The sequence below is a fragment of the Nocardia sp. NPDC005825 genome, from assembly GCF_040630175.1.
Lineage (GTDB): Bacteria > Actinomycetota > Actinomycetes > Mycobacteriales > Mycobacteriaceae > Nocardia.
Genome location: NZ_JBEXXC010000004.1, coordinates 415,595 through 434,996, shown reverse-complemented (window position 1 = coordinate 434,996; position 19,402 = coordinate 415,595). Strand labels below are relative to the sequence as shown.

At 63.1% G+C, this 19,402-nt stretch carries 20 protein-coding genes; 19 read left to right on the top strand and 1 reads right to left on the bottom strand.

Translation table 11 applies throughout. From position 1 onward, the window contains the following. Positions 1–81: 81 nt before the first annotated feature. Positions 82–1,488, top strand: a complete 1,407-nt coding sequence (locus ABZ382_RS14265; protein ID WP_357088286.1) for a SpoIID/LytB domain-containing protein — start codon at positions 82–84, stop codon at positions 1,486–1,488. A gap of 637 nt (positions 1,489–2,125) precedes the next feature. Here the strand turns inward: ABZ382_RS14265 and ABZ382_RS14260 are convergent. Next, entirely contained in the window at positions 2,126–2,380 is a 255-nt protein-coding gene (locus tag ABZ382_RS14260; RefSeq protein ID WP_357088284.1) for a helix-turn-helix transcriptional regulator, read from the bottom strand. Positions 2,381–2,520: 140 nt separating this feature from the next. Here ABZ382_RS14260 and ABZ382_RS14255 point away from each other — a divergent pair, with 140 nt between their 5' ends. The 18 genes from ABZ382_RS14255 (at position 2,521) to ABZ382_RS14170 (ending at position 19,400) form a co-directional block, all read left to right on the top strand. Beyond that, the gene (locus ABZ382_RS14255; protein ID WP_357088281.1) at positions 2,521–2,757 is read left to right on the top strand and encodes a hypothetical protein; all 237 of its coding nucleotides are present in this window, start codon (positions 2,521–2,523) and stop codon (positions 2,755–2,757) included. After that, entirely contained in the window at positions 2,757–3,437 is a 681-nt protein-coding gene (locus ABZ382_RS14250) for a hypothetical protein (RefSeq protein ID WP_357088279.1), read from the top strand. Before ABZ382_RS14255 ends, ABZ382_RS14250 begins: the two co-directional genes overlap by 1 nt. A 104-nt stretch (positions 3,438–3,541) precedes the next feature. Next, positions 3,542–3,739: a hypothetical protein gene (locus ABZ382_RS14245; protein WP_357088277.1), complete on the top strand. Its 198-nt coding sequence runs from the start codon at positions 3,542–3,544 to the stop codon at positions 3,737–3,739. 485 nt (positions 3,740–4,224) lie between these two features. Then, entirely contained in the window at positions 4,225–4,941 is a 717-nt protein-coding gene (locus ABZ382_RS14240) for a PE-PPE domain-containing protein (protein ID WP_357088275.1), read from the top strand. A 128-nt stretch (positions 4,942–5,069) separates the two neighbouring features. Continuing rightward, positions 5,070–5,279: a hypothetical protein gene (locus ABZ382_RS14235; RefSeq protein WP_357088273.1), complete on the top strand. Its 210-nt coding sequence runs from the start codon at positions 5,070–5,072 to the stop codon at positions 5,277–5,279. Then, positions 5,266–5,577 carry a hypothetical protein gene (locus ABZ382_RS14230; RefSeq protein ID WP_357088271.1) on the top strand — a complete coding sequence of 104 codons (312 nt, stop codon included), beginning with the start codon at positions 5,266–5,268 and terminating at the stop codon, positions 5,575–5,577. The genes ABZ382_RS14235 and ABZ382_RS14230 overlap by 14 nt, the downstream gene beginning before the upstream one ends. A gap of 212 nt (positions 5,578–5,789) precedes the next feature. Then, on the top strand, positions 5,790–6,404 hold the full coding sequence (locus ABZ382_RS14225; RefSeq protein WP_357088269.1) for a hypothetical protein: 615 nt from the start codon (positions 5,790–5,792) through the stop codon (positions 6,402–6,404). A 2-nt stretch (positions 6,405–6,406) separates the two neighbouring features. Beyond that, positions 6,407–9,205 carry a hypothetical protein gene (locus tag ABZ382_RS14220; RefSeq protein WP_357088267.1) on the top strand — a complete coding sequence of 933 codons (2,799 nt, stop codon included), beginning with the start codon at positions 6,407–6,409 and terminating at the stop codon, positions 9,203–9,205. 661 nt (positions 9,206–9,866) lie between these two features. Then, the gene (locus ABZ382_RS14215; RefSeq protein WP_357088265.1) at positions 9,867–10,220 is read left to right on the top strand and encodes a hypothetical protein; all 354 of its coding nucleotides are present in this window, start codon (positions 9,867–9,869) and stop codon (positions 10,218–10,220) included. 14 nt (positions 10,221–10,234) lie between these two features. Beyond that, positions 10,235–10,672 carry a hypothetical protein gene (locus tag ABZ382_RS14210; RefSeq protein ID WP_357088263.1) on the top strand — a complete coding sequence of 146 codons (438 nt, stop codon included), beginning with the start codon at positions 10,235–10,237 and terminating at the stop codon, positions 10,670–10,672. A gap of 143 nt (positions 10,673–10,815) precedes the next feature. Further along, a complete protein-coding gene (locus ABZ382_RS14205; RefSeq protein ID WP_357088261.1) occupies positions 10,816–11,334 on the top strand; it encodes a hypothetical protein in 519 nt (172 codons plus the stop codon). A 221-nt stretch (positions 11,335–11,555) separates the two neighbouring features. Next, a complete protein-coding gene (locus ABZ382_RS14200; protein WP_357088258.1) occupies positions 11,556–11,846 on the top strand; it encodes a hypothetical protein in 291 nt (96 codons plus the stop codon). Beyond that, a complete protein-coding gene (locus tag ABZ382_RS14195) occupies positions 11,807–12,223 on the top strand; it encodes a DUF5361 domain-containing protein (RefSeq protein ID WP_357088256.1) in 417 nt (138 codons plus the stop codon). The genes ABZ382_RS14200 and ABZ382_RS14195 overlap by 40 nt, the downstream gene beginning before the upstream one ends. 54 nt (positions 12,224–12,277) lie before the next feature. After that, positions 12,278–14,755, top strand: coding sequence for a hypothetical protein (locus ABZ382_RS14190; RefSeq protein ID WP_357088253.1), 2,478 nt, complete (start codon positions 12,278–12,280; stop codon positions 14,753–14,755). Beyond that, complete coding sequence (locus ABZ382_RS14185) at positions 14,752–15,645, top strand: phage tail protein (protein WP_357088250.1); 894 nt, start codon at positions 14,752–14,754, stop codon at positions 15,643–15,645. Before ABZ382_RS14190 ends, ABZ382_RS14185 begins: the two co-directional genes overlap by 4 nt. Beyond that, entirely contained in the window at positions 15,645–17,261 is a 1,617-nt protein-coding gene (locus ABZ382_RS14180) for a phage tail protein (protein ID WP_357088247.1), read from the top strand. Before ABZ382_RS14185 ends, ABZ382_RS14180 begins: the two co-directional genes overlap by 1 nt. A 23-nt stretch (positions 17,262–17,284) precedes the next feature. Then, positions 17,285–18,313 (top strand): hypothetical protein, encoded by a 1,029-nt coding sequence (locus tag ABZ382_RS14175; RefSeq protein ID WP_357088245.1) that lies wholly within the window; start codon positions 17,285–17,287, stop codon positions 18,311–18,313. 10 nt (positions 18,314–18,323) lie between these two features. Beyond that, entirely contained in the window at positions 18,324–19,400 is a 1,077-nt protein-coding gene (locus tag ABZ382_RS14170) for a hypothetical protein (RefSeq protein WP_357088242.1), read from the top strand. Positions 19,401–19,402 lie beyond the last annotated feature (2 nt).

The window sequence follows — 19,402 nt, the reverse complement described above, 5'->3', positions numbered from 1 at the left end:
TCACATTCCCTGAACGTTTGGTTGAGGCTTAGCTTTGGATAACTCGAATGTAGCCTCGGCCCTCGAGAGAACGGGTATGACATGCCGAACGGGTACCTAGCCGAGCGCCGTAGACGGCGCGGTCTGCTCACCCTGTCCCTCGCTGTCGCCGCCACCACGGGCGGCACCGCCCTCCTCGTGTGGCCCTGGCCCGAGAACGCCTTCAACCTGACGGTCGGCGCCGGTCACGGCCGCGGTTTGAGCCAGAACGGCGCGTTCGAGAAGGCCGCCCAAGGCTGGACCGCCGACCGCATCCTCGCGAACTACTACTCCGGAGCCGACCTCGCCGACATCGGCGCGACCTCCGTCCGAGTGCGCATCATGGAGCAGGACGACAAAACCCTCGACGTCGTCTCCGACTCCGTCTTCTACGTCGCCGGCCGCCGTGTCATCCCCGGCCAGGCCGCCCACCTCACCCCCACCGTCTCCGGCGCGGACGTCACCATCACTCAGGGCTGCGACGGAAACACCCTGTGGGAAGGCGCCACCGACGACCCCTGGGCCTACCCCGTCACCGAAGGCACCGCCCGCCCCGCCGAAGAACAACTGGAAATCTGCGGCGGCAACGCTTTCCGCGGCGTCCTCGGCGTAGCCCTCGACGGCGACGCCTTCCGAACCGTCAACGAAGTAGACCTCGACGACTACCTCAAAGGCGTGGTCCCCGCCGAAATGATCCCCGGCTGGGCCGACCAGGGCGGCACCGAAGCCCTCAAAGCCCAAGCCATCGCCGCCCGCTCCTACGCCCTGGCCGAAGACCGCTACGCCTACGCCCAAACCTGCGACACCACCGACTGCCAGATGTACCTCGGCACCGACAAAGAGGACCCCCGCACCACCGAAGCCGTCGACTCCACCTCCGGCCGAGTCCTGGTCCGCGACAACCACATCCTCCGAGCCGAATACTCCGCAGCCCCCGACGGCGGCCCCCTGACCCCCGCCTCCGCCATGGAAATAGGCCCCGCCCTCACCGACTTCCCCGCGGTCCAACCCCAGGGCCTCCTCCCCAGCCTGCTTTCCCCGCAGTCTCCCCAAACAGACACCACCCCACCGGAACTCGATCCCGAAACCGGCGCCACCCCGCAGATCGCCACCCCAGGTGCCGGCACTCCGACCTACACGGATCCGTCCTACGCCCAGCAGACCGTTCCGGGCGCCGAAAACCCCGCAACCCCAGGCAATGCCACCCCGGACACCCCGGCTCGCCCCAGCCCGGGCAACCGAACCCGAGGTATCGTCCCCCTCCCGAGTCCCGGCAGCGCCGACCTGAACTCCCTACATTCCGACACCCGCGGACTCCCCGACCAAACACCCCCACAGCCCCTAGCGGTCCCCACCGTCACCCCGGCTCCCCGGGCTGTCACGACCCCAACTCCTTCCACCCCCGCTCGCCCGACCTACGCCGTGCCTCAGCCCACCACCCCGGCCTCGACCTATCAGTCTCCTGAGTAATTGGCACGAATGGTCATTGTTATTGACTGCGTGAACGCATATAGCGCGAAGGCTGAAGTCAAAGTCGCGTAATACCAACCGATTTCGGCTCCAAGGCGTAGCTGCGCAATATAGCTAACCCTTACCTGTCGGGTAGCGCTTTGAGCGGCTGAATAGCCAGATGCATTGGGCGAGACTTGAATCGATAGTTGTCTGGCGGAATGTGTATACTCCGCTCGTTGACCTTGATTCGAAGGTGTTGTGCCCCAGGGCATCACAGACAGGTGGATGAATGCGTTAGGTCTGTGCAGGCCGCGCGGCATGGGGGCCGGGCGGAGCGGTAGTTGCTGTCGAGGGGGTCGACCAGGCTCGGCGTAGCGCCGTGTTGCCACCATCGACTCGTCGACGGTCTTTCATGACCCGATCGTGGTCGACGGATTTGGTGGTCCGCTGAATGCGGGCTCGAAGAAGGGGCAATTGCGCTGTGCTCGCAGAAGCAATGGTTGAGTGGTTCGTCCAGGTTTTCGATTCGGAAAGCTTGACTCTGGTAGCAAGCCGATTGGGCGTCGACGTGGCGCAGCGAATCGTGCGGGGGGAGGCCACCGTGGCCGATCTCTTCCTGGCATCGGAGGTCATCGGCTGGGAGTTGGGGGAGTTGCTACCCGTTTCCCTTGACGAACTGCACGGCACGCTCCATGATCTCGAGCGGCGAAACGCCGAGTGCATTGCATAGCGCGAACAGCTGATGCATGTCGGGGGAGCGCTCCCCGTTCTCGAAGCGCTGGATCGTACTGACCGCGACACCTGACGCGGCCGCGAGCTGGGCTCGCGTGTAGTCGCGCCGGGCGCGGGCAGCGCGGAGCTCTTCACCCACTGCGCGGTTGATGCCGTCGTGGAGATCCCGCAGTTCCATATGGACCATCATGAGGTCCAAACGGAATTCTTGCAAACACACCCAGGCTGGAGTATGTCCAAACCCCTCTTTATGTAACGATTGGATAACTAGTCCGTTTGGACTTGTTGAAGGTCCGTACGGACCTTAATCTGGCCCGTATGGACCTTCTGGATCGACATATCGCCGACAGGGTGGCACTGGCGATGCGTGAGGCGGGTGTGGGGTTGGGGCAGATCATTGCCCGAACCGGCCTCAGTGCGACTTCGCTTGCTGCCGAAATGGGCGCGATTGTGCCGTTCAGCGTTGCCGATCTAGTGCTCGTAGCGTGCGCGCTGGGGCGTGAGCCTGCCGAGCTACTTCCGACTTCAGCCCATGTGGATTCGGAGGTGGCGTGATGACAAGCGACGGATCGGCTCACCTGTATCTCGAAGTCGATGCCCTTCGCGAGCTCGCCGAGTTGCTCGCCGGCATCCCGGATCTGGTCGAGGACCTCGCGGACTCCGTCAATGGCCGGGCTCGACTCGGCGCGGCCAATACCCGGCTGAGTGGACGGACCGGTGATCAGCCATTGCCCTTCAGCGTCGGAGCGGCCAGGGTTCGTGACCACTTGCACGCCAGCCTGGTCGGCTGGGTGCGGCTGGTGTGCGAACAGCGCGCTCTCGACTACAGCGGCCCGACCTCGACGGCCGGACTCGCCGCGTGGCTGCGCACGAACCTGATCGCGTTGGCGATGACCGAGGGGATGGAGTCCGCTCCCGCGGACATCCGCGCCGCTGTGGAAGCGGCCGAACGGGTGGTCTGCCCGCCGGCGCAGCGATTCGTGGTCGATGCCGCATCGGTCGAGGCCGCTCGCCGGGCGCGGCTCAATGTCTCCGGAATCGCCATCCTGGCACAGGAATTGGGTGATCCGTTCCGGACTGTCACCGTCCGTCGCATCCAAACCCTGCGTGACGCGGGCAAGGTCGCGCCCGTACCGGGGCCCTGGGCACCCGACTGGCCGGAACTGTTCCTGGTCGGCGACGTACTCGACGCCCATCTGAAATACCCGATGCGTCGCCGGAAATCCACCGCGTGATTGCTTGTCCCGCCCGAATCACCCCTGTCACCCAGGCCGCCGAACCACCGCTCACCCGCGGTTCGGCGGCCTTCGTCGTTTCCACCGTGCCTTGGAGGCCCGTCATGAACTACACCCTTCTCGAGCTGATCGAGCTCGCAGCGCATACAGCTCCCGCCGATCCGTTGTCCACGGATCGCGCGCACGAGGTCATGCGCCTGCACCGGGAATGTCCCGCGCGTGAGTGCCCGCGCAAGGCAGCGGCCTTCCACGTGTTGGTCGCCGCCGGCCACATCACGCCCGATTCCGGTCGGTTGCGGTGACTTCGAAGATGGCTCCTACCAGCAACTTTCAAGAAGTTCAGACTGGACTGTTGACTTTCCTCGTCGCTTAAGTGAAGCTTTGTGCAGCGCCACAGTTGCGCCTTCCTCCCGAATCTTCCGGGAATCTTCACTCCAACACCAGGTTCCACTCTCGGATCCGGTGTTGACCCGAGATCCGCTGCCCCGGCACAAACTTCGCCGGCACCACGCCCTTCTCGAACCTCATGCGGCACGCCCCCGAAAACCCTTCGCAGGTACAACGCGGGTTCAGAGCACGCCGCATGCCCACCCCTCGTGCGCCCGTCTCCCGCAGGTGGTCCGCGGTCGCAGATGCCGCAGCACAGGGGTGCCACACGGACGGCCCCACCCGCAATCGCTTCCCGCGGGTGGGGCCGTCCGCTATCCACCGGACCGAAAGGCGACTCCGCGTGATCACAGTCCTGACCTGCCGTGGCACGGGCGAACCCCACGGGTCCCCGGCGAACATGCTCGCGAACGTGACCAGGCAACTCGATCCCGCGAAGTACGAAATCGGCCCCGATGTCGAGTACCCCGCCGCCATCGGCCCCGCCAACCCGCAACGGAACCTCCTCGGTTGCAGCGAACAACAATCCATCGACCAGGGCGTCGCGGCTCTTGCGAAGGCGATCCACGCCACCCCCAATCAAGTTGGCCTCCTGGGCTACAGCCTCGGCGCGGAGGTCGTCACCCGGTTCCTCGAGGCTAAGGGGCGTGGCGAGTATCCGGACTGCGAGCTCGCATGGGCTGCCAATATCGCCAATCCGATTCGCATAGACGGTGATTCGATCGACCCGAACCCGCTTGGATTCGGGATCGCCGGCCGCCACGACCGCTGGCCGGACGAGTTCCCGATTTGGGAGGTCGCGAATCCCTCGGACTGCATCACGTCGTGCCCAGCCGACTCGCCGCTTCGCACCCTCGCTGACTCGGTATCCGCGTTCGGTGTCGCCGATATGGGCGGCTGGACATTGGACCTGGCCGACCGCATCCGTAGAAACCGCTGGCAAGCAGTGCAATTCGGCTCCTGGACCAACCCGCTCCGAATCTTGGACCTCTGGTCGAAGGCCGCGGCCTCGATGGAGGGCTACCTACTCGGTGGTGAACACACCACCGCCTACGTCGCCGGCGGCTACTGCGATCGCCTGGCGGCCATCCTCAACCGATATCCCGAGAGGAGGTGAACCCAGTGATCACCATCGCCGAAGACATCATCAAGCTGATCGCCGACCTGATTCCGCTGATCCTGCCGCTGTTCGGCCTGTAACCAGCTCTCGTTATCGACCTGGCCAGCTCGTCAGAAGGAAGAATCATGCGAATCACCAAGGCTCCCGAACCAGCCCTGATCCGATCGGTCCTGGTGGCGGCCACCGGTGTCGTGGCCTACCTGCTCGGCCGCCAGATCAGCACCGACTGGATCGAGGCTGTCCTGACCATCTACGGACTGTTCACGCCCGTGATCGCAGGTGCGGCGATCAGACCGGCCGTGACTCCGGTGGTGCGAGGGGATGGTGCAGGCTGAGATGCAGCAATCCGTCAGTCCAGATCTGGTCCAGGCGGTCGGCGCCGCCATCGCGACGATCATCGCCGCCGTCACCGCCTGGCAGGCGCGCGAGGTAGCGAAGCTCCGCGAACGAGTTGCGGCCCTGGAGGATCAGGCGATCAGCGATCAGCGCCGCTTCCGTGACGCGATCCGTCTGATCCGCGCCCTGCAACGGCACATCGATGAGTTGCTAGCGTTCCTCGGCCTCCACGTCCCGGATCAGGATCCGCCGCAGGCGAACTACAAGATCCCGCCCAACCTCGAAGAAGAACTCTGACGGCACCCCGCCGTCGGATGCCCGCCCCTCGAGCGCGCCCGTCTCCCGCAGATCAACAGTGGTCGCAGACGCCGGTCGCAGCGCAAGGGGCGCAATGGGTCCCGCCCCCGCACGTCCCCCTGTGAGCGGGGGCGGGACCCTCCCACCTCACCGATCCCGCGGCCTCCCAGGGCCCGGTGTCGCTCCATGCCTCCGGAAGGTCCTGATACCCGATGCCCGACAAGGAAATCATCGAATCCATCCACTTCGGCAACCACCAGCCCCCTTCCGAGTACGTGAAAACCGATACCGGCCAGCTGGTCACCCCCGAATTCCTCGCCCTCATCCAGCAGTCCCTCTCGGGCAAGCTCTCCGAGACCAGCCAGACCGACGAACTGTCCCCCGAGGTCAAGGCTCTCGCCGAAGAACTCGCCGTCATCCACCTCCCCGAATGGCGCACCGAAGTCGGCCGCAAACTCGCCGAACCCACCGTGACGAGCATCAAACAGGCCGTGCGCGTCGCCGAATACCTCGTAAAGCGCGGCGTCCGCGTCCATCCCGAACTAGAGGAAATCCGCTGGACCCCCACCCCCGGCGGCCAGCCCGGCGTCTTCGACACCGGCATCCACATCACCAAGGACACCGCCGGCAGCTGGCCGGCCCCCGACCCCGAGGACTTCTACAACCTAGAAGACATCCAGGTCACCAAGACCGACGAGGGCTTCTGGGTAGCTACCCACCCCCGCGGCCTGGCCTCCGAAGCCCCCACCAAAACCGACGCCTACGCCACCCTCGTCGACCAGCTCCGCCAGCGAATCGAACAAGCCCGGCGAGTCCGTGAGGAGTGATCATGCCGATCACTCCAACCGAAACAGGCCAGGGCAAGGTACACAACGTCTCCGTCAGATCGAGCGCCGATGCAGTGCAACAGTTCGCACGAATACTCCGCAGCCAAGATCTGATCGAATCCGCTGGCACGCAGTCGATTCTGGGCCTCCAACTCGTCAGCGGAAAGTACGAGGACCCATCCGCGCCAGGCGGCGATCTGGGACCGACCTTCCACAACCCCATGTACAAGGATCCGGAAACCGGAAGCTGGGTACCCGGTATCGATCCCACGAAGATCCCTCCTGCAAAGCCCGAGCCAGCGCGACAGCCTGCACCGAACTCGCAGCCCCAGCCAGCTCAGCAACAGGGCTCGCAGACGCCTGCGGCCCAGTCGGGCCATCCTCAGGCGCCGCAACCGGATCCAAATCAGCAACAACAGCAGCCAGAGACGGTCGATGTCGTACCGGCCGGCGCCGACGAACATGTCTTCGGTTTGCCTGACGTCACTGGTCATAAAGAGGGTGACACCTGGGAAGAGTTCCTGCCTCCAAACCCGGGTAACCCCAAAGGAATTCGCCGGGTAAACACGATCCCATTCGGGAACGGAACCCAAACCGTCGACCAGGTGATCTATAACGCTGACGGCACGATTACCCACTCACGAGTCGTTGCTAACGGCCTGGGCGGTTTCCAACGCTGGAACAACGAGTCCACCGGGGCCGGATCCTACGTCGACAAAAGAACCGCAGAAGCGCCCGCACGTATTCAATCCTTCGAACCTGGATCCTCAACATCTGGCCCGCCTGATCGAGAATCCGGTGCGAACCGAGGTTGGACGGAGACCTACGGGAACTCATACGACTCGGATGGAAATCTTGTCGGCACTGATCGCGGTGTTCGCAACGCAGCCGGTCTCTACGACAACATCCACTCCGATCTGGCTGGAAACCGCCTCGTCACGCTGGTGACCCCAAACGGCAGCGACGGATTCAAGTCCCGCCTCGCGATGCAGCTCGACCCTTCAGGTTACGGCGTTTACGTCGATCCTGATGACAAGGAATGGTCTGTCTTCCCGGATGGACATGGGCGGCTCGGAATGCAGCGCACCGAGGAGGTCGGGGGTGGTATTCATTTCCTCCACGCGAATTCTATTGGGGTGGTTACCGACGAATTCAAGCCGAAGTCCGGAAAGGCTGAAGAATGGTATCGCGATACCGAGGACGTCGATGGATTCAGAACTCGTCTGCTCGCCGATTTCACGGCTATAAAATACGACAAGAGCGGCAAGGAGATCAGTCGAACTGAGCGCCCTGACGGCAAAGCCGGGTGGGAAAAGCTTGGACTCGGTTTCGGGTCAGCCATCCTAATCGGCATCCCAAAGACGGCCTGGACGCTAATCTCCTATCCATTCCGGAAGGTCGTCGATTCGACGGCGACGCTGTCGTCGGCGCAAGTAACAAACACGGGACTGATGACAACCTACCAGTCTCCGAACCGCGAATCCGAACTACTCGATATTGGCAAGAGTTCCGTAATGCCCATCCTGGGCCCGCTGAAATTCGGATTCGGGACGCTGGCCGACTCGATGGTCTCTCTCGGTTCTGTCCAAGCAACCCCAGCCGGACTAGCCACCACCTACAAGCCGCCGGACCGTGCGAGCGAGCTGATCCACGACGTCACCAGCATCTCGCGCGAGGGATGGGCAAAGGATCCCTGGGGTTCGGCCGGCGCAACCACCGCAATGGTCGCCCTAATGTTCCTTGGGCCCAAAGGTCGTGCCGCACCAGTGAGAATCGGTACTTCGATGGACACCAAAGCGGCATCCATATCGGCACCGACTGTCGGTGCAAATATCGTGAAATCGGATGTCATTCCATTTGGAATTTCTGGTATCGGACACACTGAAATACTGCAACTGAACCACGGATGGGTGCCTAGTTCGATGCTAGGCGACGTTATCGCCCCGGGGATTCTGGTCCCCCCGAACGCAATAATAGCAAACAGTCCCCGATTCCCGATCATCGATCGCTCAGCGCGAGGAGCTGCGCCTGTAGCCAAGACAATGGGCAACAAGCTCCATTCATTGAAGCCACCGCCAGAAGATGGGTCGATGGCCAAGCTGCCAGCGCCGAAGAATTCACCATTAACTGGGAGTGGAGCCGCAACGCCAATATGGGAACCGCAATCGATTTTGACGCTGAAATCCATCGCCGATCGATCCGAAACCGTGAATACCGCAGAAGTACAGATCACCATGGATGCCCTCGTGGAGGCATCGGTTGGGAGTGGACGCGCTCGCGCAAGCAGTTCCGGGAAAGGCGTCGGCGCAGGATCCGGACAAGCGACCGGCCATCCTAATCCGGCATTGGGGGGCCACGGCACTGGAGTGGGTCCTGCAGGTGGTGGTCGAAACGGGCAGGCCGGCCGTAATGAGTCGGGCTCACCAGGTCCCGAAATAGAAGATCCTGATGGGCCTCTGACGTTCAAGAATTTATTCCCAGAGGATCGTCCTGATTGGGCGAGGACCTTTAGTCCCCAGACGCTACTAAGTGGCCGCTCCGGGAAGTATGCTTACGTGGTTCTACAGGATGGAAGTCTTGTTCTCGGCCGGCCTACTGACGGGCATGTTAGCCTTGCCAAGGGTGACGTGGTTCTGGCTGCTGGTGAGCTCAAAATGAAGAGTGGGAGAATTGTTGAACTGAACAATCTTTCTGGTCACTATAGACCGTGGGGAAGGAATGCCGAAGACGCTGCTGTTCGCGCATTTAATGAAAATGGGTTCATTGCGGAAGGAAAGTATATTGGATACGAGTTCCCCTGATATCTGTAACCGAGCATTATCCAAGGTTCATTTCATCCTCAAGATTGAGCCGATGGTTGACGGTGTTGACCAAATAGAACCACTGTTTGTGGATCTGGTTGAGTATTTGCAAGAGCACCCTCAGTGTCGAGATTCTGTGTCTGGTGAGTTTGTGAAGCTGCTATCGACGTTGCCGAATGGCTACGTTGATCTACTTCAGTTCTGCATGCATATTCTCAAGTGGGGCGAGATTCGTGAGGCCGCCAGTGAGTGCATGCACTCAGAGCGAGGCATTAATCGAAAGAGATCTTACGAGAGGATTCTGGAGTCCTTTGATGCTGAATGGGTTGATAAGGATCTGTACGATCGATTCGTGAAGTAATGGTGACCGCCCGGGAATCTCTGTTAACGGGATTGTTCGGGAGATCATCGGTTGGGTCGGGTATTGTAGGGCCGATATCGATGGTTGTTCAGCTCTATTGGCCAAAGGGTGGGTGTCGAGTTTGTAGTCGACACCTAGGACCCCGTCTTGGAATCCTACGGAATTCCGCGTTCCCCTGCCATGCTTGAGTTGCGCTATCTAATGTGTGGAAGGCTTGTCGAAAGAATGGCGGTTTCTCATCGCTACTACCATTACTTCGGTCGTACTGTCAAGATCGAACCCACTGCGGATGGTAGATCTGTGAACAGCATCTTGAATACGTGGACTGGAGAGTTTGAGCCTGCCTCGAGTGAAATTGCCGCGAGGGCTCAAACATCGATGAGTCATCCGGAGATCTGGCGCCTAGGCTTCGATGAATTCGTCATGGAGACCGAGGGTATCCGAATGCACGAGGTGCAAGGTGTCGGCCCCGCATTTGCTCTTTATGAAGTTGTTGCTGGGATCATTGATATTGCAAAGAGTGAAAGTCGTGCGCCTACGGATGAGGAGCGTGGGCTTATCGACTCCATTCTTTATCGCACATATTTGCTTTGGGAGGAGGGTGCTGCGAAGAATGGCACATCGCATGATTTCGGAGATTCTTCAAATAGTTGAAAGGAGGATGATCGGTGGCTGAGCAGATTTTGTTCTCTGACATCGAGAATGCCTTGCAAGGGTTTTTGACCGCGAAGCTCTCGGCAGCGTCCGATACCGCGAGTGTTGTTGTCAGAGTGCCGGATCCGCGCCCAGCGCGGTGGGTTCGGGTATCTCGCAACGATCGGAAGGCTCGGCTGGATGTCGAGGATCGGGAGGGGCACCGGGGTGCGCACTTGATCCTGGATCGTCCGCGAGTCCTGTTCGAGTGCGTCGATGATGCCGGTGGTGCCGCGGAGTTGGCGGCCAAGGTGCGGGGGATCGTGAATGCCGCTGCACCCGGGTACATCGGCACCGTCTGGTGCGACTACGTCGAGGATGCCGGCGAAGAGAACGATACCGATCCGGTGACTGCCGCTCCGCGGTACACGATTGTCACCGACTTGATTGTGCGGGGCAAAGTTCTCGCCTGACTGCGTGTAAGTGGCAGTCGAAACTGAATAACCAATCCCTAGGGCCTGCGCAAATCCCAAGGGAGATAACGAAAATGGCTCTGCCCTCTAGCAAGTACATTGGCGCCGGCACTCCGAACATCGCTGTTACCGGCGGTGTTCTGGTGGCGCCGCTGGCTACCGCGCTGCCGACCGGCGCGGCCGGCACCATCGATCCCGCATTCAAGGCGCTCGGCTATGTGTCCGAGGACGGCATCGAATCGATGGGTGAGCGCAAGATCGAGTCCGTCAAGGACTGGAACGCCGATATCATCGCGCAGCTGCAGACCGAGCACTCGGTGCGTTTTGGTCTGACCCTGTATGCGGTGTGGGACAAGGACGTGCTGAGCGAGGTCTTCGGTGTGGGCAATGTCGTTCCGACGGCTGCCACCTCCACCTCCGGTGCGCTGTACCAGGTCAAGGAAACCGGTTCGCCGCTGCCGCGTCGCTCGTGGATCTTCGACATGGTCACCGAGGACAAGAAGCTGCGCATCGTGCTGCCGAACGCCAAGATCACCTCGGTCACCGAGAAGAAGTTCGTGTCGAATGCACTGGCCGGCTTCACCATCAGCGTCGAGGCCTTCAAGGACGACGCCGGTGTGAAGGCGTACCGCTACCTCGACGACGGCATCAAGGCCGCCTGATTCCGACGGTATTCACCGTCGAACTCCACGACGGGGTGACAACCCCGGCTAACTCGGGGTTGAACCCTGTCTGACGACGGCTCAGGCCGTCCTGCAAGCCCCCAACGGCGGCGGTCATTCCAAACCTATGCGCAGGCCCGCCGCCGCCGTTGGGCCTTTACAGCAATGCCCCCGTATCACTCGCAAAACCATAACGATGCAACGAAAGGGTCTGTGTACCAATGACTTCCCCGAAAGCCCCCATCACGATCACCACTCCGACGAAGGTGAAGGACGACTTCCACTATCAGGTCGACGGTATCGACATCGAGCTGCCGTCCCTGACCTATCTCAAGCCTGGTCTGGTCCGCCGGATCCGCCGCCTGGGCGATGTGGACGCCATGTACACCCTGATGGAGCTGGCGGTCTCGCCCGAAGCGCTTGCGGCCCTGGATGATATGGATCCGGATGCCTACCACGAGATGTTGGAGGCATGGCGCGCGCATTCGGGAATCAGCCTGGGGGAATCCTGAGCCTCGATGCCCTTCTCGAAGAGCATTCCGAGGCAATCGAATACGACCTGATTGCCCTCGGCCTGCGGTTGCGTCAACTCAGTGGTGAATCGCTGAGCTGGCGCGACCTGTGGGCCATAGTCAAATTTCTGCCGCCCGACTCGGCATTGATGCGCACCATGCACCCCGAAGACCATCGCTGGCGGCTCGAGCAACATCTGCTCGCGGAGATGACCGACTGCCTGCGCTGGCTGGTGTGGTCCAAGAGTGACGACGCCCGGAACGGGCGCAACCGCCCCGAGCGGATCTCACGGCCGGGACTCGAGTCCGACCGTGAACGCGTGGGAACAGCCATGGGCGTCGACCGGATCAACGAATTCCTCGGCTGGAGTGAGTAATTCCTCGCGGTGGGCGAGCTCGGGCGCACTCGGCCCAGAAAGTGGATGTGAATTGTGGAAAAGCAACGCCCACCGGCGATGACACTGCCGGACATTCTCGCGATGACGACCAGCGGGCAGCCGGCTCCTGGGAAGCGGATCACGCTCCCCAGCGGCGCCCTCTGGGAAGGAGGTCCCACTCCCGGGACCTCTCTCGTCACGCTTCCCGACCAGGATCCGATTCTGGTCTCCGACAACGGGGCCAGCGCACCGAACTCCCTCGTCGGCCGCTCCGGCCCGTTCGCCGCCCTGGCCCACGCGTTCGAAGAGGTGCTCGGCCACGTGCCGAACTTCTTCGCGAACCGGGTCGCGACGCAGGCGCTGAACCTGTTCCGGGACCATACGAAGGGCGACGAGACCGAGACCCGGATCGTCAAATTCAGCGCGAAGACCACGTTGCTCAACCCCGCAAAGGGGGGAGGACGGTCAACAGGCGGGTCGGTAGACCCAGAGGACCAGGATGATTCGGTCTTCGATAGGCAGAATCCGGTTCGCCGTGCGCGCGGCGGCCTCGTCTTCAAGCCGGGCGATACGGTTGCCGATGGAGGGCTGGTCGCGGGCTCCGGCGGTCCGTCCTCCGACTTGGTTCATCTCGCCGCCTCTCGGGGCGAGTACGTGGTCAATGCCGACGCGGCCGCGCAGGCGCTGTCGCTACTCGATGCGATCAACTCCGGTTGGGTGCCCTCTGCCGATTTCCTGGCGGGACTGCTGCCGAGTCTCGCAGGCGCCGATGCGAGTCGTACTGCCGCGCCGAGCAATCCGAACCAGTGGCGCGATCTGCTCGGCCAGGGCGTCATCGCGGACACGCTGGGCGGGGTGGGGAATGCCGCGGTGGACGCGGCATCCTGGGCCGGCGCCGCGCTGGGATCGGCCTTGGCTCCTATGTTCGGACCGGGTGGTTTGCTCGCTGCCAGGCCCGGTTCGGCCGCCTCTACATCGGTTCAGAGTGAACAAGGTCTGGCCGACTCCGGATCCGCGGTGCCGATGACGGCATCCATGCAAGCCACTCCCTCCGCGACGTTGGGGATTCTCGGCGCCGGCCAGCCGAACTCGGCTGATAGCGGAACCAGCGAATTGGGGTCTCTCGCAGCTGCTCTCACCTCTGGAATCAGCGGTGCGGCCACGGCGGCGGGCAGTCGGTTGGGTGAGGTGCTGGGTTCGGCCATCGCCCCGGCCCTCGGACCGACCGGTGAACTCGCGCCTGTCATCGGCGAGCAACTGGGCCGATTGATCGGATCCCAGTTCGGCAGTCAGCTGAGCACCTCACTGACCGTGCAGGCCGGACTCGGTGGCGGACAGACCAGTTCCGTGACCGGTGCCGGAGGCGTGGCCGGGGCCGCACCCGGCGGAGCGGGATCGGATTACGGAGACGGTGGTTCCGCTCCGGAACCGACTAGCGGTGGTGGCACTGTTGTGGAGACAGCCGGACCGGCTGCCACCACCGGCGGCAGCGGCAACATCATCGGGCAGACGAATCCGGATGGCAGCCGATGGGAGTACGTGGCCGCCAACCCGGAACTAGGCACGTCGGCAGGCTGGGCGCTCTTCACACCAAAGGAAGATGACGAGACCAAGAAGAGGCGGTCGGTTCCGAATGATGCGGTGCCCGACGGTTTCACGCTGGGCAACTTCATCCCCGACAACGACGGTACGCCACGTCGTATGGTTCAGACGCCTACCGGCCTGAACTGGATCGATGCGCTGACTGGCCGGGCGGATCCATCGAGTTTGCGGGATCCCAAAGCGGAAGTCCACCAGTACAACCCGAACGATGGAAACTTCGCGGACCTCGTCACCTTGGCCGCCGACAAGGTAGGCGGCGACCTGGGCACACTGCTTGCACCGGCATTGGGTGCTCAGGCTCCGGAGACCTTTGCTCAGCTAGCGAAAATGCTGCTCACGCCTATAGGCCAGGCGTACAGCGCCGCAGACCCCAACCACAACTGGACCAACACCCTCGGCTACTGGATCAAGAACCTGACCGGTATCGAGTGGAGCCCCACGGGCACAGGCGGTTCCCCATCCGCCACCCAGTTGACCGACCCCCAGCAGATCGGCGTCCGCGCGTTCTCGAACGCGATCTCCGGTCTGCAACAGCACGGTCTGCTCGGCGGTATCACCGGAGCGATCTCCGGTGCGGCGTCCACCGCGGGCAGCGCGGTCGGCACCGCAATCGGCACCATGATCGCGCCTTTCCTCGGACCGGCCGCCGCACTCGGTCCCGCCGTCGGCTCGATCCTGGGTTCGATGATCGGCGGTTCGATCGCCGAGGAATTCACTCGCCCCATCGAATGGGCGGGCAATGCGGTCAAAGAGCTGGTGGGAACCGGTTTCGGCCTCACCGATTTGGCTGCAGGCCCGGGCGGGCACACCGTCCGCGGCGATATCTACAACTTCAACGGCACGGACCCCAGGAGCGCGACCATCGCGGTCGAACGGGTTCGCCGACGCCGGGCTGTGGCCCAGCAACGCGGAGGAGGTTTCGGGCGATGACCCACCAACTTTTGGAAACCCACGGCACGAAGGTGGTCGTGTGGGATGTCAACGGCCGGGTGTGGCATCTGTCCGGCGTGAACTCCGGACGCGAAGGCGTGCGGCTGTCACAACAGACCGGATTCATGTTCGCGCCTGTGCAACTGCTGGTTTCGGAGGGCGCGCGACAGGACGGCGCCACCTTCGTCCGCTCGGTGCGGTCGAAGAAGGAATGGGATTTCCTGGTCGTCATCTCCGGTGCGTCGAAAAACGCCGGAGTGGATCCGATCCGGGATTTCCACGCCGTGCACGATGCGTGGATGCGCGGCTGGTCTACGGACAAGCCGGTCACCGTCGGCTATTACACCCGCCACCAGGGCTGGCGGTTCCAGCAGGCCCAGCTCGACTCCGCACCTGAACCGGTCGGCGACGTCGATCCGGCGCGAAATGCCCTGGCCGCCTACAAGATGTCTGCCACCGCCATGGATCCGCTGGAGCGGCATTTCGACGAGAACGCGGTATGGACCAACACCTCCGGACTCGGTGAGGGCACTGTGCGCGTGCGCAATGCCGCAGACCAGGAGGTCTGGCCGCGCTACACGATGAACGGTCCGGGACGGTGGTCGATTCTGGACCCGGTCGGCGGAGACCTGCTGCGCATGGTGCAGACACCGACCTTGACAGCGGGACAGACATTGCGGATCGACACCCATCCACGCCATCGCACCGCCCGCCTGTACAACGGGGCGAGTTCGCAGCCGGTGAACGTGTGGGCGCAGCTCGCGGGCCGGCGGTGGTTGCAGTCGATGTCGCCGTGGAGCACCACCGACATCACGGTGAAGGTCGACGGCGGAAGCACCGCGTCCAGCATTGTCGCCACCGTGACGCCGCGATCCTCGAGGCCGTTCTGATGAGCGCGGGGACCTGGGATCCGCACGACGAAGTGCGGCGCATGGACGAACAGTTCCTGATTGATCAGGAACAGGCGCGCAATCCTGATGTGCTGGTGCGCTATTGGAACAAATTCATGGAAGAAGTGGGGGAGGAGCACAGCTACCTCTCGCTGGAGTTCACCTATCCGCGTAACTCCGCCGGCGGTCTGAAGATGATCTGCCCGCGCGACATGGTGCATTTCGATCACCTCTTCAACAACCCGGATGGTGAGGACGGGACCATCCCGATCACGGTGAACACCAAGGGTTTCCGGTGGGACGGTTACATCACGAAGGCCTCCCTCGTCCGTGACGACAATGGTGTCGAAACCGTCGACATCGAGGCCATCCACTGCTGGAACCACATCGCCACGATCTGCTGCTGGGCCTCGCCGTTCGCGCCGGTGCTGGCGCAGTTCCCGCGCCACCACATCCTCTTCGGACCGGTTCGTACGCTGGTGACCACGTATCTGTCGATGAACCTGATGCGGTTGCAGGCGCCGGGCTGGGCTCCGGAGGACGGCCCGAACTCCCCGAAATGGAACGCGGGCAACACCCTCTTCCCGGTCGCTGTCGTGCCGGTGGATCCGCTGCACGACACCAGTCGATGGAGCGCAGCCTCCGCCCGATTCGACATGGCGGACAAGTTGTTCCAGCCCATGCTGGAGGACTCCGGGGTGATGCTCACGGCCCGGTTCTTCTTGCCGGACGAAGACGAGCAGCCCGCTCCGGAGTACTTCTTCCTGGAACAGCCCACGGTGGTGCTGGAGACTGTCGACAAGTCCGGCGTCACTGGCAGCACGGGAACACTGCTGGATGGAATCCAGTCGTGGATAGAGGAATTCGCCGATGACGGCACTACTCCGAAACGCTACCCGAAGTTCGATTCGACCACCGAGTACGAGGCCGTCTACGGGGAGCCGGGCAAGTTCGGCACCACGAAGAACTTCCCCTGGGTGTGGTACTTCGAAGGCGAGTATTCCGGCATCGGCGCATCGGAAATCGCCCTCCACAAGCCGACCGCCACGGATGTGATCATCGGTGGCCGTTCCCCCGGTTGGGTGAATGCCGGCATCGAAGTCGTCATCAAGGGCCTGCTGTCCTTGATCGGATTGGGCTGGCTGTATCGCGGCCAGCTCAACGACGTCTTCCTCGCCTGGATGGTGTACCGCGACATGGAGCGAGCCCGCCGTGCCGGACCGTATGCCTTCCGTGAGCTGTACATCACCGGCAGCGACAAGGCCTTCAACCTCGACGGCCTGGTAGCCGCCCGGCAGGGCCTGCACCTGACCCGCGGCTACACCAGCCACAAGGTGACCATCGAGGACAACGCCCCCTACCTGCTGGGCCGTGACTTCGGGCTCGGCGATCAGATCGGGTTCGCGGTCGGCGAGCACGTGTTCACCGACTACGTCACCGAGCTGACCTTCACCGATAGCCGCGAGACCCCGGGCATCTGGCACATCACCGTGGGCGACGGCTCCGATGAAGAGGATTCGGTCGTCAAGGCCTGGCAGCGCCTCGGTCGCTTCGCCGCGGCCATCAAGGACCTCTCCACCGATGTCGGCGCCGACCTCGACCTGCTCATCTTCTGATTCACCTGTAGAGGAGAAAAACTATGGCGGACAGTACATTTCCCGCCCACCTCACCGTGGATCGCGGGCTCGACATCAACGGGCTGCCGATCCTGACCGCGAATATCGCGGTCGCCGACGACGTAGCCGACCTGCCGCTGCCCGCCGGTCCCGCCGGACTGCGAGGTCAGCGTGGGCGACCCCGCACCACCTTCCGCAAGATGGGCACGATCGCGAATGCGGCTGCGCGACCGAGCGGCCTCGGTGCGGATGACCGTGGCAGCTGGTGGCATCGGCTGGACGACGACGGAATGGATGTCTGGGATGGCGCCGGTTGGCAGCACTCCCCGCACGCCGTCGGGCCGCAGGGTCCGCTCGCACCGGCCAATTCGATCACCGTGGCCGGAACCATCCATGATCCGAACCTGACCATTCCGGCGGTCGACTTCACCGGAAAGGGCGTGGAACAGCAGGTGAAGGTGACGGCACCGGCCGGTCTGCAAGGCACTAAGGGGCCGGCCGGAACATCCGGAGCCGTCGCTGATTCGCCCGACTATGACAAAGCGACCAGCCCCGGCCCGGGTTCGGTGTTCGCCTACCATCGGGCCTCCCAGAAGTTCCGGCCGATGCCGCCGCCGATGGGGACCGGGCCGTGGTCGTGGTTCCAGGAGGACTTCGTCGCGGACCAGGAAATCGATGCCGCGTCGATCACCCTCGGTAACTTCACCATTCCCGCCCAGCCTTTCGCGTGGCGGCCGGTCGTGCAGGGCCACCTGTACGTGTACGGCGCGAGCGCATCGGTCGAAGGCACGGTTCGGCTGAGCAACGGCGATGGCGCGGTCCTGGCTGCAACTCGCCCCTGCACCGGCGGCTACTTGTACCTGCCGCTGTTCCCCAGCTATCGAGACGATCAAGCAGTCAAGACGCTCTCGCCCGGTTCGCCCTTCGCCACGCTGCCGGCTGGTCAACCGGCGAACCTGGTCGTCAGCGTGGCCCGGGTTGGCGACGGCAGCGGCAAGATCGGCTTCTCGCGCAACCAGGCCTCCCTGGTCGTCCATGCCCAACCCATCTGAACGAGGTGACATGTCCACAGTAGGCGAATATTTCGAATCGACGCTGATCAGGGGCATCGACGAGGGGATCGGAACCGCGGGAGTCGTGCAGTCGTTGCATGGCACTCCACGAGACGGAGCCCTCGAACTGATGACGGGGACGACTGGACCGGCAGGGCCACAGGGCGAATCTGGCGCGGCCTTCCGGTGGGAAGGCGATATCGCTGACCAGACCGCGCTCACGGCACTATCCGCGCGACTGGGACTCGCGCACGCGGGCAAGACGTGGCGCGTCGTCGCAAACGACACCCTGATGTATTGGAACGGAACGAGTTTCGAATCGTTCACCGAGGCTTTCGGCGCCGCGGGTCCGGAGGGGCAGGCGTGCAATGTCACCATCGGCACCGTTTCGACCGGGCCTGCCGGATCCGCCTTGCAGGTCGCAATTTCCGGTACGAGACCCAACCTTGTTCTGAATCTGACAGTGCCACAAGGCATCAAGGGTCGGAAGGGAGACCCGGGCGGACCCGGTCCGATCCGGAACGCCCCCGACTATGCGGACGGCCCGCACCTCGACGGCGCGGTGCCGCTGTGGAATGGGGCGAGCAATCGATGGCAGGGCCGTCCCTTCCCGGGCTCGCGCGGGCCGTGGTCCATCATGGGCCCGCAGGCATGGGATGGCGGCCCGGGATTCGCCGCGTCACAATCCAAGGTTGGGACCACGCCCAATACCGTCGCGCAGTTGAACATTCCGGCACAGAACGTGGACTGGCGACCCGTCATCGCCGGCGGCGTGCTGGTGTTCACGGACGAGGGCATCGGCAGCTTCAACACGCGTATCGATGCCGAAGTGCGTTTGGGTTCCGCGGTCGGTCAGATCGTCGCGCTCGGGGCCGGCTTCCCCTTCGGCGCTGACGGCTACTGCTACTTCCAGCCCTACTACGGTGCGCGGGCGATGACTCCCGACAGCACCGTCGGAGTTGTCCCTGCCGGGCAGGCGGTGACCCTGTACGTGGTGCTGCGCCGAAACCGAGGCGACTCCCTCTATTCCTACAAACAGGACAGCGCCCAGATCGTGTGCTGGGCCAAGCCGGTGACGGCGTCGTGACC